Origin of the sequence: Pseudotamlana haliotis, assembly GCF_008806375.1 — a bacterium.
Lineage (GTDB): Bacteria > Bacteroidota > Bacteroidia > Flavobacteriales > Flavobacteriaceae > Pseudotamlana > Pseudotamlana haliotis.
This window is the reverse complement of the sequence record NZ_WAAT01000047.1, coordinates 13,433-28,709: the sequence shown is the minus strand read 5'-3', so window position 1 is coordinate 28,709 and position 15,277 is coordinate 13,433. Positions and strand designations below refer to the sequence as shown.

Below are 15,277 nucleotides of genomic sequence, written 5' to 3'. Positions count from 1 at the left end.
GCCTTTTAGGGTAAATCCATCAGCCATATTCAAGGGTATGTTTTCCGAAATTTTATTCCAATCATAATAATTATCTGTAGTTCCATTGAATTCGTATAACCATCTACTGCTTAGGGTGATAGGGCTGGTGGAAGGGTCTGCATTCAAATTGGTTGTGAAACTTATAGGGCCATCAGCATCCTCCAGCTGATCTATTTGCCATGTCTTTGTTGAAGAAACAGTATTTACAGGTGAGCACCAATAATTATAATTATAGAGGTTAGTCGTACCCTGTTGCCTTATAGTGAATTGGCCGCTTCCTGAGTTTACATCTGCGCCTGTATGGTTTTGGATGAGTTGCGCTTCATTTAACAAGTCAATTGAGCCATTGTTTATTATTCTATCTACAGATTCAAGTAAGACACCTTGCACATTTAACGTGGCTCCAGACTCGATTTCAATTTCTCTTACATGAGCAGTGGTAATTAAATTAGCAGGGCTACCTCCTGACAAAATGAGTAGTTTTAAGCAAGAGTCACTGGTGGTAGGTTCTCCTGAACCTCCTGAACCTCCACTAAAACTGGTTCCGTTCCAGACAATTTGATTAGCATAGCGTATGGTGAAATAATCACCATCGGTAAAATTAACACCTATGGCTGTGGCTGTGTTGTTTGCCGTATCTATGCTAAGGCTATAGGCGGTAGGGTTGGTTAAATTAGAGTCACTTCCTAATATAAGTTCCAAGTTCGGGCATGTAGCAGATAGCGCACCTCCAGTTAGTATGATACTGTTTAGATCAAAAGACACAGAAACTGTTCCTAGATCATTTCTTTTACTTACACGCCATAAAGAATTTAATTGCTCGGCATTGTTGGTTAAATTTCTACTAAAATCGTATGTTGGGTCTTTAGTTTGTTCACCCCAAAAAAGAAATTCATCATTATCTAAATCATTAGGATTATAGATATTTACTATACCAGTACCCTGAGAATTTGTATGTTTATTACCTTTGAGGGCGTGGCCAATACCAGCGACATTATAGTCGAAATTACCAGCAGCAGATTGATCTTGAGTATAATAGTCTTCAGAGGTTAAAGCTATATTATACTTAGCGGAAAGGTAGTTGTTCACAATAATACGTTCAGTACTATTGAGCGCATAATTATATTGTATAATTTCGGCTACCTCTGCCCCTAGATAGGCACTGTAATTTTTATTTAAAGCCCCTATAACCAAATCTTGGTTACTGTTGATTAAGGCAGTAGAGGTTTCTTTTTCTTCAGCTATTAATACTTGTCCGTTATACATTTTTGATCGGAGATTTGCATCAGTTAAAGTACCATCGTAATTTAATTGTAAAATATAATTAGTATTGTTGGTAAAGCTTTTAGGTTTACTTTCAACCCTATTGTTTTCAGTGTTAATATCTAGATAGAGGTAATTATTTGTAAAAAAAAACCAAGTATAAGCATACTCAGCTTTTTTTTCATAAGAAATTCGTTTACCTAAAATACCTCTAGGGCTGTTATCAAGATTACGAGGTCTTAATACTGAAAAATACGTGATGCCACTTGTGCCATCTAGTATATCTGCATCGGCAACAGACATGATGTCATCTACACCGTCAAGTACAATAGTTGGCATGTTGTTTAAACTACTGGTGGCTGAAAACAAGGGATGCTCTCCAGCAATAGCAGATGCATCGTTGTTATTCCCAGAGTCATCAGGCCAATTTATAACGGGTGAATTGTTTGAGAGTATTAGATTGTCAGCTTTTAACCATAGCCCATTGGAGATACTGCTACCAACTCCTCCTGGGCCAGTTTGTGAATGTGCTATTTTAGTAAAAACACATATAGTTAAAATTATTAAAGTTCTTAAGTAATTCATAAATGAATGAGAGTTATAGAAGGAGGTTATTGACTTAATTTGGTAGCACTAGTAAGTGTATAAGGGCTAACTTTAATGCTGTTTGAAAAATGTTTTAATATTTTATGAATTTAATAGATTTTTCAGATGCATGGTCTGTTGTTTTAAGGCTTAAAACGTATATGCCATCGCTAAAGCTTGATAAGTCTATAGTGTTGCTCTCCAGTGACTTTACGCTCAGTAAACTTTTACCCATCGTATCGTATATTTTTAGAGATTTGATGCTTTTTAAGTCCGTTATACGATTTAAAGTTAGAGTTTTATTGGTTTTATCGTAAGAAACCGAAATCGAATTAAAGGCTTCATCTTCATTGCTTAAAGTCTGGGCATCTTGAAAAACGATAGAAAAACGATTTTCATACAATCCGCTTGATAATGAGATTTCAGCGGTGCTTGATTTAATGTCATAATAGCGTTCTGTAAGGTCGTCTTTCAAATAAATATCTAAATCATCAGGAACATTCTGCGAGTCATCAATAGCAAATTTATAAATTCCGGCATCTGTAGCTTTCACAGTAAGCGTTAATTGATCTTCCAAATTTATTGAAGGCAATGCCTGAATGACTAACTTTTTATCATTTAAAACCCAATAAGCGTCGTTTTTGAATTCATCAAAAGTGATAGCATCATAACCATTGTCGTAATGATAAGTGGCGTTGGTAGGGTCGTACCCCAGCCCTAAAATTTTAGTTCCGTTTTGAGGTTCTGTAAAAGAAAACCATAATTTGGTTCTCTCATCACTGTTTAATTGACTTTTATTACTTGCGGTTTTGTAGAAAATACTTCCTCCATCAGAATCTCTTGCAAAAGCACGTTGCCCGTTGTTAAATTCAATGCCTCCGTTACTGATAATAGTTACAAAAAAGCCCTGTCCAACACTAATATATTTCGTTGGAGCAGGTTTAGTAGCAGAACCAACACCGCTCGTTAAACCAGAGTTGTCTGGCTGAGCTTCAGTAGCTGTAGATACTGCAGGGGTTCCCATCATTAGATTGTACGTAGCATACCCGCCTTCATAGTCTTTCAAATAATGGCTGTTATTGGTGTCAAAGTGCTCCCAAAAATAGAGTGTGCCATCAATTACAGAGGAGTTGTCAGCTATAAATAGGTCTGCATCTATTGCTGAAGGATAAGGATTTCCGGTTAAGAAATCGTTCCCAGAGAATGCTATCGCCGTATGATCTCCATTGTTTGGCATGCCTCTAAAGATATATTCTTGCTCGGTTCCTGAAGCACCTGAGCCTTTTAGGGTAAATCCATCAGCCATATTCAAGGGTATGTCTTCCGAAATTTTATTCCAATCATAATAATTATCTGTAGTTCCATTGAATTCGTATAACCATCTACTGCTTAGGGTGATAGGGCTGGTGGAAGGATCTGCATTCAAATTGGTTGTGAAACTTATAGGGCCACTAGTATCCTCCAGCTCATCTATTTGCCATGTTTTTGTTGTAGAATTAGTATTTACGGGTGAGCACCAATAATTATAATTATAGAAGTTGGTCGTACCTTGTTGCCTTATAGTGAATTGGCCGCTTCCTAAGTTTACATCTGGCCCTGTATGATTTTGGATGAGTTGGGCTTCTCCTAGAAGGTTTAAAGTACCGTTAAGGATAATTCTATTTTCGGTTTCTAGCAGAAAGCCATCGTTAACTGCTAAAGTAGCTCCTGAAAGTACTTCTATTTCTCTAACGTGTGCATCTTCTGTTAAGGTTGCTGTACCACTCAAAACTAAAAATTTTAAGCAAGAATCAGCAGAACTAGGAGCGCCTCCAGCTCCAGAACCTCCAGTGAAACTTGAACCATCCCAAACAATTTGATTGGCATATCGTATTGTGAAATAATCACTATCTGTAAAGTTTACTGAGTTTGCGGTGGCCGTATTGTTGACAGTGTCATTAGTTAGACTATACGTTGTTGTATTTGATGGTAAAAAATTAGAGTCGTTACTCACAATAAGTTCAAGGTCTGGGCAACTTGAAGTTACCGCACCTCCAGTTAAAATGATCTCATCCAAATTAAAAGTTACTGTAAGATCGTCAATACTTCCTCGTTTACTCACGCGCCATTTAGAGTTTAGTTGTTCTGTATAATTAGTTGTATTTACACTAAAATCATAGGTTGGATCTTTTGTTTCTTCACCCCAGAATAAAAACATATCATTATTCAAATTAGAAGGATTGTTTATTCTAACAATTCCAGTACCTTGAGAATCGGTATGATTGCTACCATCACTTGCCTGTCCAATACCAGCTACATTATGGTCGAAATCGCCGTTAGCATTGTCATCTTGAGTATAGTAATCATTAGCAGTTGCACTTAAGGCTGTGTCATACTTCGCAGACAAATAATTGTTTATTATAATACGTTCTGCAGCATTAATTTTTTTATTAAATAGAATAAATTCGGTCATGTTACCATCAAAATCTTTACCTAATGCAAACCATTGGCTGGAATGAGCATTGTAAGTACTACAGTCCGCTAAATTTCCAATAAGATCTCCATTTCTATATAGTTGTCTTCCTGTTGAACTGTTGGAATTAAAATTCCATGATGAATAACTATCATAACCAGTTTGTGAAAGTTGCATTCTTGCCGGGCTGCTTATATCTCCTGTGTCGAAATAAACAGTTCCATCATTCCAAGCGATGTGTGAGGCATACCGTTGACTGGTGCTTTTTGGTAGTGTACCATAAGGTCTAGATCTTGTTGTATTATTTGTTTTAAGGAAGGTGAATGATGAGGCATCAGTGGTAACGAAGTTGTTAGGCTCTAATAAATTCTTTCCAGTTTGTAGTATTCCATTATTGTCAAACTCAATCTCATCATAGCCATTTAATGAGCTGGATATTAATTGGGGCATAGTAGCTCCATCTTGACTCATGTCATGTTCTGTGTAACCTGCTGAATTTTCCCAGCCCCCAACATCGGTTCCTGTGGAAATTATACCGTTATCAGTACGGTACCACATAACAAGGTCTGAAGAACCATCATTGGTGCCCACGCCTCCAGGTCCGGTTTGAGAAAATCCTAAATTAAAAATAAAGCAAAACGAAATTGCTGTAAGTAATTTAATGTCATTCATGGCTTAGGATAAAAAAGTAAATGAGAGGATGCTACTTATTAATTGCTTACAAATATATAATAAACCTATATGTAAAAAAAGCGATCTTATCGTTTAAAGTCAGTGACTTAAGGGGAATCATATTTACTGTAAGAGGTTGCTTATGCTTTATGTTAATGTTAAAATATGATTAATTGGACTTGAGGTACGTAATTTTTTACTAAATTTAGAAAGTTATTTTTTAAAAAAAGTAAATAAGCCTATTTAACAAATCTACTATTACACAACCTAAACTTTTAAGAAATTATGGCTAGAGCAATGATGGAGTACACTAAAACTGTGCTTGATAAAGTGAGTTTTGATTCCAACCTGTTTTGCAAAGAAGTGCAAAAAGCATTACAAAGATTATTACCATATGAAATTGAAGAACTGAAAATATTTATACTTTCTTTAATACATCAAAATCCAGAATTAAACCAGTGTTTAATTTATTTAAAATAAAAAAAAAGCGACTATTTGGTCGCTTTTTTTATGCCTTTACTATACCCTTGAAAGTTTTTAAGAATTTTGTCTGTAAAAATTCTTGTTATATGACTATAATTAGAAATGGTTCTTCAAACCATATGATTTATTTTGGTAACGGACTAACAATCTGAACGTTTTGAAAAGCTATAGCGCCACGAATAATTCCTGAAATCACATCCTGAAGCGCCTCAATAATTTGCATTTTGAGTTCGCTTTTATGGTAAATGATACTCACTTCTCGAGCAGGCGTAGGCTCATTAAAATAATGTAAGTTTTTTGCTTCGTTACTTTTGATGTCTAAGGTGTGTAAGTAAGGTAGCAAGGTCATACCTAAGCCTTCGTTAGAGAGTTTGATTAAAGTTTCAATACTGCCACTTTCCAGTTGAAATTTGTCATCGATATGATTTTTAAAAACCTTACATAAATTAAGGACCCCGTCTCTAAAACAATGTCCGTCTTCGAGGAGCAACATATCATCTACGTCTAAGTCCGAAACATCAATTTTATTATTAGTGTATAAACGATGACCGCTAGGGATATAACTTACAAAAGGTTCGAAATAAAGTACACGTTCTTTAATATTCTCATCTTCCAATGGGGTTGCTGCAATAGCTGCATCTAAATGTCCTTCTTTAATGCGTGTTATAATTTCTTCGGTAGTTAGCTCTTCAATTTTGAGCTTCACCTTTGGGTGTTTTTTTATGAAGGTTTTTAAGAACATAGGAAGCAGGGTAGGCATGATGGTAGGGATGATGCCCAACTTAAATTCACCACCAATAAAACCCTTTTGCTGATCTACAATATCTTGAATACGGTAGGACTCATTAACAATGTTCCTAGCTTGTGTTACAATTTTTTTACCCACCTCGGTGAGTTCAATAGGCTTTTTAGAACGATCAAAAATTTGAACTTCAAGCTGGTCTTCAAGTTTCTGAATTTGCATACTTAATGTGGGTTGCGTAACAAAACATTTTTCGGCAGCTTTTGTGAAGTTTTGGTTTTCGGCCACAGCCAAAACATAATACAATTGGGTAATCGTCATGCGCTATCAATTTAGGTTATAAAATTATAAAAACAATCAATAAAACTTATTGAAGGAGCTGTTAATTATAAATTAAATTTGTAGTGCTTACAGCAAGGATCATTTAAATTTATAAGAACAACATTAAAAATAAAGAAACAATGGCATTGAATAGTATTGGATTAGACACAGAAAAAACACAAGCTTTAGCTGAAGATTTGAACCATTTATTAGCTAATTTTCAATTATATTATCAAAATTTAAGAGGTATTCACTGGAATATTAAAGGGAAAGCCTTCTTTGATTTACACGTGAAATTTGAAGAGTTATACACCGATGCAAACACCAAAGTTGATGAAATCGCTGAGCGTATTTTAACTTTAGGAGCAACGCCGTTACATACCTTTGAGGATTATTCCGCGAAAGCGCAAGTACCGGTAGGAAAAAATGTTTCTAAAGATGATTTAGCGGTACGTTTAATTGTAGATTCTCTATCAGAATTACTTAAAATTGAGCGCGACCTTTTAGAGAAATCTGGTGATGCTGATGATGAAGGAACCAACTCGATGATGAGTGACTTTATTACTGAGCAAGAAAAAACCGTTTGGATGATGAAAGCTTGGTTAAGCGAAACAGTATAGTGAAGAAGAAATTAATAGCGAAAAAAGGGACTCAAATTTGGGTTCCTTTTTTTATGCTATTTTATTTTTAAGGTATTTAATGATGTTTTGAAGAACACGTTTAATTTCGCTGAATCTTTAATTTGAGAATTTTAATATAATGTTGACTATGATTATGAGAACCTGAATAAAGTTCAGGTTGACGAAGCGTATCTTTAAAGCATCCCACGCGCCTTAATTTCCAAATACTTATTAATGGTATCGATTGTTAGGTGTTCAGGAGTAGTTAAAATAGAGTGGATGCCGTATTTTTTAAGTTCGTTGGCGATTAAACGTTTTTCAAACTCAAATTTTTCAGCAATAACTTTATCATAAACCTGTTGTATGGTTTCAGCTTTATTTGAAATCATTTGGTGAACTTCAGTGTTTTTAAAGAAAATAACCACCAGTAAATGACTTTTTGAAATGGCTTTTAAATAAGGCAATTGACGCTCAAGCGCGTCTAAGGTTTCAAAATTTGTGTACATTAAAAGCAGGCTACGATTGGTAATGTGTTTTTTAACACTTCCGTATAAACGGCTAAAATCACTTTCAAAATAATCGGTTTTCACATTATAGAGCGCTTCTAAGATGAGGCGCATTTGGGAATTTCGACGTTCTGCAATCACCACATTTTCAATATTTTTTGAAAAAGAAAACAGACCGGCTTTATCATGTTTTTTTAGAACAACATTACTAATAACTAAAGATGCGTTTATGGCATAGTCTAATAAACTCAAGCCATTAAAAGGCATTTTCATGAGGCGACCTTTATCAATGATAGAATAAACAGGTTGCGATTTTTCATCCTGAAACTGATTCACCATCAGTTGGTTTTTCTTAGCTGTGGCCTTCCAGTTTATGGTGCGTAAATCATCACCCGAGACATAATCTTTTATTTGTTCAAATTCCATGGAATGTCCTAAACGACGTACTTTTTTCAAACCATAGTCTAAGGAGTTTTTATTAATGTTTAAAAGTTCAAACTTTTTTAGTTGCTTAAAACTCGGGTAGGTTGGTATTTCGCTTCCGGCGTTAAAAGTGTAGCGCTTGGCGACTATTTTTAAAACGGAAGCCGCGTAAATATTCAAACTTCCAAATTGATAAAGTCCACGTTCAGTAGGTTTTAATTGGTAACTGAAGGAATCTGATTTCCGAGAATCGATTGTTTTACTAATTTTAAAATCACGAACCTGAAACTGCTCCGGAATTTCGTCAATAATTTCTAGATGAATCGTGATAGGGTAGCGGTTTTCTATTTGAATATCAACCAAGTTTTGGTCGCCGTTAGAAAACTTATCAGGTAAAATTCGAGAAGCTTCAATGTTATTTTTTCCAAGGAAAAGAATAAGAATATCAAGAATGAATAATACGACCAATATCAAAATTGACAGCTGTGCCACGATAAATAGAAAGGGCAAGAAATAACTCAGAGCAAATAAAACCACAATGCCAATACCGGCGTAGAAAAAACGAGGCTGTATGTAGAATGGTTTAAACATTTTTTTTGTTATTGGTTGCTGTTTATTTTGTTGTTTGCTGTTGCGCTGAGATTCACAAAGATTTCACAGAGTCTCTCAAGGTTTTTAGACACAGATTTCACTGATTTTCACAGATTGTATTAACGTGTTTTCCTTTGCGTCTTAGCGTCTCCGCGAGAAACAGTTCTCTGCGTCCCTCTGTGCGTTCCCTGTGTATCTCTGTGAAATAACTTCTGTCATAGCTCCTACTCGTAATAGTGCGTTAGCGAGGAATCTCTACGGTTTCAATAATTTGATTTATAATTTGTTTGCTTGAAACGCCTTCCATTTCACGTTCTGGGGTCACAATCACACGATGGTGTAATACCGGAATGGCTGCACGTTTAATATCTTCTGGGGTCACAAAATCTCGTCCGCTCATAGCAGCAAAAGCCTTACTGGCTTTTAAAATCGCAATAGAAGCCCTTGGCGAAGCCCCTAAATATAAAAACTGATTACTTCGGGTAGCGACTATGAGTTGTGCAATGTATTTGATGAGATGTTCCTCAACAAGAATTTGCGTGACTAAATTTTGATAATTTACAATTTGTTCGGCCGTTAAAAACGAGGTGATTTCTTCAGTTTTTATCTTGTCCTTTAAAGCGTGCTCCCGACTAATAATCTCAATTTCTTCCTCTAAATTGGGGTAATCAACATCAATTTTGAATAAAAAACGGTCTAATTGCGCTTCCGGTAAACGGTAAGTTCCTTCTTGTTCAACAGGGTTTTGAGTCGCTAAAACCATAAAAGGAGCATCCAACTTAAACTTATTGCCATCAATGGTGATTTGCTGTTCTTCCATCACCTCAAACAAAGCGGCTTGGGTTTTGGCAGGGGCACGGTTTATTTCATCAATAAGAATCATGTTAGAGAAAATCGGCCCTTTTTTAAACTCGAATTCAGTGTTTTTTAAATTAAAAACCGACGTTCCTAAAATATCACTAGGCATTAAATCTGGCGTAAACTGAATTCTACTAAAACCAACACTCAATGATTTGGCTAATAGTTTGGCGGTTACGGTTTTTGCAACACCGGGCACCCCTTCAATAAGAGCATGACCTTTTGCTAAAAGAGCGGCGATAAGCATATCAACCATATCGGTTTGGCCAACAATCACCTTGCTAACTTCAGCTTTTATGTTTTGAACACTTTGGTGTAATTCAGATAAATCTAAACGACTTTGAAACTGCAAATTATTGGTCGCTGTCGTTTCGCTAGTGTTTGTAACATCATTTTGATGCGGGTCGGGTGTTGTGTTTTCGTCCATAATTATTTTGAATTAAAGGCTTCTATAAGTTTATTAAGTTTTATCAGTTGGGCTTCATCTACTTCATGCTCTGTTTTTAGCCAGCTGATGTAATTTATCAATCCATTGACTTCTTCATTTTTTTTACCAGATTTAGCGGCTAGTTTCTCTATAAACTCATCGTCTAATTTACTGGTGTTTAAATGAAAATCGGTTCTAATTTTTTCTAAAAAGTAAGTGGTTTTTTTATCAATAAGGTTTTTGTGGTCTTTGGTTTCAAAGTACAGGTTAGAAACGGTTTTTACAAAAGCCACTGAGGTGTTCTGTAAAGGCGTGATGATTTTTATAATACGCTGCCTACGTTTGGCATTAAAAATCATGAATAAAACACCAAAAATCAAGGCTGTATACCAAGCCCAACGAAAGGCCTGTTGTTCTAAAAACCATTTGAGATTTGAATCTTTTTCAACGTCAGCATAGTAAGGTGTTTGTAGCTTTGTAAAGGAATCAAAGAAAATGTCGTTTTCAGGTAAGTAAGATAATACGCCTTCGGTATATTGATAGCGATTTTCCTTTAATAGATTGTAATTAGTAAAAGCTTTAGGCTCGGTATGGAGGTAAATAGTACCTGCTCCAAACGGAATTTTTAAAAAATTAACATGTTTGTAATCAATTTTGGAATGTCCTAATACGGTGTAGTTTTCCTTGTTGAAATCTGAAAAATAATAGTCTCCAATATTTTTATCAATTTTGATAGCGTCAATGCCAATGCCTTTTAAAGACAAGCTTGAAATACTGTCTTTTTTGTTTTCTATAAATTTTAATTCGATGTTTAATGTGTCTAATATTTTCTGCGGAAAGCTATAATCGGAAATAAAAAGGGTGTTTCCAGAGCTGGTGAAATGTAATAATTCATTAGATGAAGAGTCTGTTAAGTAATCTGAATTTCCAATGATAATATAACTGCCTTCAGCAATAAATTCACCATACATGTCTGCGGAATGTGCACTTAAATAACTGTCAGGTTGATGGTAAACGGTTCTAACTTTATAATCTTTGAATAGTTTAGGAAGTTCTTTATATAAAATACTCGTACCGTAGGGTTTGTTGCTACGCTCGTTAAACGATTCTGCCCAATCGACGGTTTTGGTTCTGGAAATACTCGAAACTATTGCGGCTACAAGAACTAACGTGACTATAACAAGGCTTATTGGTAAAATTTTTCTCATGATTTTACCCGTTTTAGAAAGTTATTGAAATTGCTTTTCGCTTTATTGTAGCTGTCTATATCTAAAGGAAATTCACCATACCAGATGTAATTGTATAAATAGGAAATATACCCGAAGTCTTTGTCTAATTTGGTGTTATGAAGTTCACTTAAATATTCAGCATTGGTTTTATCATCTTCAAATTTTATAAGATTGTTTAGACTAAGTGTTTTTAAAACCAACAAGTAGTAATAACGAATAGCTAAGCGATAGTTTGTGTCTTTTTCGGCCTGTTTAATTAAGGTTTCAATATCTGCATTTTCAATGTTTTCAGCGGTTATATCATCATCTATAGTAACCGATTTATTTCGTTTTGAAGTGAATAAACTGCTGCCACCTTCTTTAAGAATTAAATGGACTAAAAAGATAACGGCCGCGATAATGGCTATATAGAAAAACCAATCAATAGGACCAAGGTTTATACTGAAATGGTCTTCATTGTTATCTTCTTCAGGGTCTATGTCTTCTAGTTCTTTGCCTTTTTGACCGCCTTTTTGGTAAGCGTCATATTCACCACTGCCTTGTTTTACGCGTCGCACCACGGCTCGTCCTTCATAATCAAATCGAGAATCAGAGTAACGGCTTTTAAAAGTGTCATCAAAATGCCTAATTTGTTCAGGTTCTTGAAGTACATTCATACCAGAAACCTTTTGAATGCCACAAAACATCAAAATAAAAAGTAAAACTGAATATGCTCGGGTGAATTTCAATGGGCTAAAGTAGGTGTAGATGTGATTTGGGTGATTTGTTTCTGAACTTTAAAAGGGTAAATTAAATAATAATAGCTAATTAAACTGAGTGTGCTTAAAATAATTAAAACCGATAGCCAATGTGGCATTATGTTGGAATATCGTGTAATAAAACCTTCCAAAAAACCAGCAGCAAAGGTAAATGGAAAGGTGCTAATGAGTATTTTAACCCCAGTTTTAGCCCCTTGTTTAAAGGAGGTATATCTAGAATGGGTTCCAGGAAACAAGATACTTGCGCCCAAGATTAAACCGGCTGCGGCTTCAATAACTATGGCGAAAATTTCCATAGCCCCATGAATCCAGATGCCGCGAACACTTTCCCAAAATACATTTTTTTCATAGAAAAAGTACTGAAAAGAGCCTAGCATGATGCAGTTTTTAAACATGATGTATAATGTGCCGACACCTAAAAATACGCCCAAAATAAAGGCGATAATCCCAACTTTTAGATTGTTTTTGGTAATACCAATAAAACTGCCCCAGTTGCTACCACTTTTGTAAACTGCTACTGGATCACCAGCGGCAATATTTTCTAAAGACATGTTTACATAAGCATCACCTAAAATAGAACGTACAAATTCACCATCATTAGCTGCTGAAATAACACCTATAGAGGTGAACACAAAAAAGATGATAAAGGCGATGTATATAAATTTTCGAAACTGATAACAAATGAGTGGTACTTCGGTTTTCCAAAAAGAGACAATTCTACTGGTGTCTTCGCGTTTGGTTTTGTAAATCTTTTGAAAGGCTTTGGCTGCTAATTGGTTGAGGTAAGTAACGACTTTACTTTTGGGGTAATAGGTTTGTGCATAGGCCAAATCATTTACCACATGAATGTATTGATCGGCCAGGTCATCTGGGTTTTCAAAGTCGTTATTAAAAATAGCTTTTTCGAAACTCAACCATTTTTCCTTATTTTGCTTGATGAATGAAACTTCCCTCATATATTTGATAAAATAAAATATAAAATGTCAGAGTTACAAATTAACACCACTCAAAATGTAAAAATATCCTTTAAGGCAGCTGGATCAGGGGAGCGTTTATTAGCTTTTATTATCGATATGGCTATTAAAATCGGGTATTTAATGATTCTCGGAAATTTCTTTGGAGCCTTTGATAATATGGACCAGTGGTCGCAAATTGCCATTAATACCGTGCTTAGTTTTCCAGTCATGTTTTATACTTTAGCTTTGGAATCACTTTTTAACGGACAAACACTGGGGAAGCGCATCATGAAAATTCGCGTGGTGAAAATAGATGGCTATCAGGCGTCCTTTTCCGATTATGTGGTGCGTTGGTTTTTCAGAATTGTAGATGTTTATATTCTTGGTTTGGGCTTTTTTGTAATGTCGGCCAATAAAAAAACACAACGAATTGGTGACATGGCCGCCGGAACAGCAGTTATTGTTTTGAAAGATCAAGTGACCATAAAAAATACGATTTTAGAAGACTTAGCTGAAAACTATAAACCAACTTACCCTAGTGTGATTAAGCTTTCTGATAACGATGCTCGTATTATTAAAGAGACTTTTTACACCTCAAAACAAACTAATGATTATAAAACCTTGATTAAATTACGTGAGAAAATTAAGGAGGTGGCAGGCATCAAAGACGTTAAACAGTCTACTGATATGGAGTTTATAAATGTTATTTTAAAAGATTATAATTTTTATACTCAAAATATGTAAAATGAAGCTTACTTTCGCGCCGCGAAAAATATATGCTTAGATAAGCTATAGTCAAATCATTAATACCAATTTAAGTGTATCATGTCGTATTTTTAATTTGAATTATTTTTTGTTCAGATGAGATAGAAAAACGAAGCACCTGACCGCCGGCAGGCGGGTAGCGTTAGCTACGGTTTTATTTTATATTGAAATATGGGCGAAAAAGAAACAAATTATATGGGGCATTATATAGTTGAATTGGCATAGTTTAAGAACGTATAAATTAAGGGAGGTACTATGTTTTATTTTATTGAAGTTTTTGGAACCGCGGCCTTTGCCATTTCAGGTGTTTTAATTGCTCTAAAAAAACGCATGGATTTTTTTGGAATTATAATTATTGCTTTCGTCACATCTGTAGGGGGTGGTACTTTACGAGATTTACTTATAGGACAAACTCCAGTGAGTTGGATGACCGATATTCTATATACCTATGTGATTTTAGGGGCTTCGGTTTTTGCTATTGTCTTTAGAAGTAAACTTAATTATTTACGCACCTCTTTATTTTTGTTTGATACCATTGGTATCGGTTTGTATACTGTAGTAGGGGTAGAGCGTGCCATAAGTGTGGGTTTACATCCCCTAAATTGTATAGCTATAGGCACTATAACCGCTTGTTTTGGCGGGGTGGTTCGTGATGTCTTGTGCAATGAAATTCCTGTGATTTTTAGAAAAGAAATTTATGCCACTGCATGTCTATTAGGGGGTATCACTTATTTCATATTACAATATTTACCTATTGAAGGAGATTATATCTTTATTATTGCAGGTCTTGTAGTGATTGCAGTACGCCTATTAGCGGTGATTTTTAAAATTACTTTACCAAATTTATATGGAAATTCAAGTGATTTTTTGTCAAACTAATCTATAATTTTAACCGCTTTGATGTAAATATTTTGGTTGGGCCAGTCGGCTTCGTCGGTTTCAACAGCTGCAATTTTATCAACCACATCCATACCTTTGATGACATGTCCGAATATGGTATAATCACCATCTAAAAAATGGGAGCCGCCTTCCTGTTGAACTATAAAAAATTCATAAGGCGATGCCAGTTTATGCGGATTGTCAATATCACTACTTGGCATAGAAATCACACCTCTGTCGTGTTTGAAACCACGCTTAGTGTCTGGAGGAAGCAGGTATTTGCCAATATAATTTCGTTTTCTGGCGGTTTCTTTATCGTCGCTGTTTCCGCCTTGAATCATGAAATTATCAATGACTCGGTAAAATTGTGTGCCATTAAAATACCTTTGCTTGGTCAGCCAAATAAAGTTAGAGCGGTGAAACCTAGTTTCGTCATATAAAAGGATATCGATATCGCCAAAATCGGTGGTGATTCTTACCTTGTTTTCCTTGTGATGCTTGTTGTATTCCAAGAAGAAATCCATGGCATTATCATCGGTAAGTTTTGGGAATTCCCGAGTGATTTCATTGGTGCTTGTAGTTTGTTTTTCTGTTTCTTCTACAGGTGTTTCATTTGATGTTTCGGCTTTAGTTTCAGGCGTATTTTTCTTTTTACTTTGTTTATCTTCACAGTTTAGAAGAAGAAATAAAAAACAAAAAATAAGTTTAAACTTCATTAATTTTAAT

12 protein-coding genes and 1 pseudogene are annotated in these 15,277 nt (G+C 35.2%); 4 read left to right on the top strand and 9 right to left on the bottom strand.

The window, feature by feature from the left end:
• Positions 1–1,869 (bottom strand): annotated as a pseudogene (locus F6U93_RS14665) (hypothetical protein); the annotation flags it as partial.
• A 94-nt stretch (positions 1,870–1,963) separates the two neighbouring features.
• Positions 1,964–4,993 carry a T9SS type A sorting domain-containing protein gene (locus F6U93_RS11105; protein ID WP_150939794.1) on the bottom strand — a complete coding sequence of 1,010 codons (3,030 nt, stop codon included), beginning with the start codon at positions 4,991–4,993 and terminating at the stop codon, positions 1,964–1,966.
• Between the two features lie 285 nt (positions 4,994–5,278).
• Here F6U93_RS11105 and F6U93_RS11100 point away from each other — a divergent pair, with 285 nt between their 5' ends.
• Entirely contained in the window at positions 5,279–5,473 is a 195-nt protein-coding gene (locus F6U93_RS11100; protein ID WP_150939792.1) for a hypothetical protein, read from the top strand.
• A gap of 127 nt (positions 5,474–5,600) precedes the next feature.
• Here the strand turns inward: F6U93_RS11100 and F6U93_RS11095 are convergent, their stop codons facing one another.
• Entirely contained in the window at positions 5,601–6,539 is a 939-nt protein-coding gene (locus tag F6U93_RS11095) for a LysR family transcriptional regulator (protein WP_150939790.1), read from the bottom strand.
• A 140-nt stretch (positions 6,540–6,679) separates the two neighbouring features.
• Here F6U93_RS11095 and F6U93_RS11090 point away from each other — a divergent pair, with 140 nt between their 5' ends.
• The gene (locus F6U93_RS11090) at positions 6,680–7,159 is read left to right on the top strand and encodes a Dps family protein (protein ID WP_150939788.1); all 480 of its coding nucleotides are present in this window, start codon (positions 6,680–6,682) and stop codon (positions 7,157–7,159) included.
• A 194-nt stretch (positions 7,160–7,353) separates the two neighbouring features.
• Here F6U93_RS11090 and F6U93_RS11085 read toward each other — a convergent pair whose 3' ends face one another.
• From F6U93_RS11085 to F6U93_RS11065, 5 genes are all read right to left on the bottom strand, one after another.
• Positions 7,354–8,679, bottom strand: a complete 1,326-nt coding sequence (locus F6U93_RS11085) for a DUF58 domain-containing protein (protein ID WP_150939786.1) — start codon at positions 8,677–8,679, stop codon at positions 7,354–7,356.
• A 241-nt stretch (positions 8,680–8,920) separates the two neighbouring features.
• Positions 8,921–9,964 carry an AAA family ATPase gene (locus tag F6U93_RS11080; protein ID WP_150939784.1) on the bottom strand — a complete coding sequence of 348 codons (1,044 nt, stop codon included), beginning with the start codon at positions 9,962–9,964 and terminating at the stop codon, positions 8,921–8,923.
• 2 nt (positions 9,965–9,966) lie between these two features.
• Entirely contained in the window at positions 9,967–11,172 is a 1,206-nt protein-coding gene (locus tag F6U93_RS11075) for a DUF4350 domain-containing protein (protein WP_150939782.1), read from the bottom strand.
• Positions 11,169–11,849 carry a hypothetical protein gene (locus F6U93_RS11070; protein WP_150939780.1) on the bottom strand — a complete coding sequence of 227 codons (681 nt, stop codon included), beginning with the start codon at positions 11,847–11,849 and terminating at the stop codon, positions 11,169–11,171. Before F6U93_RS11070 ends, F6U93_RS11075 begins: the two co-directional genes overlap by 4 nt.
• 68 nt (positions 11,850–11,917) lie before the next feature.
• Positions 11,918–12,907 (bottom strand): stage II sporulation protein M, encoded by a 990-nt coding sequence (locus F6U93_RS11065; protein WP_150939778.1) that lies wholly within the window; start codon positions 12,905–12,907, stop codon positions 11,918–11,920.
• A gap of 24 nt (positions 12,908–12,931) precedes the next feature.
• Between F6U93_RS11065 and F6U93_RS11060 the strand changes: the two genes are divergently transcribed.
• The gene (locus tag F6U93_RS11060) at positions 12,932–13,651 is read left to right on the top strand and encodes an RDD family protein (protein WP_150939777.1); all 720 of its coding nucleotides are present in this window, start codon (positions 12,932–12,934) and stop codon (positions 13,649–13,651) included.
• 276 nt (positions 13,652–13,927) lie between these two features.
• On the top strand, positions 13,928–14,551 hold the full coding sequence (locus F6U93_RS11055) for a trimeric intracellular cation channel family protein (protein ID WP_150939775.1): 624 nt from the start codon (positions 13,928–13,930) through the stop codon (positions 14,549–14,551).
• On the opposite strand, the gene F6U93_RS11050 is transcribed toward F6U93_RS11055, so the two are convergent.
• Complete coding sequence (locus F6U93_RS11050) at positions 14,548–15,267, bottom strand: peptidylprolyl isomerase (RefSeq protein ID WP_150939773.1); 720 nt, start codon at positions 15,265–15,267, stop codon at positions 14,548–14,550. The two genes, F6U93_RS11055 and F6U93_RS11050, sit on opposite strands and share 4 nt — an antisense overlap.
• Between the last annotated feature and the right edge of the window lie 10 nt (positions 15,268–15,277).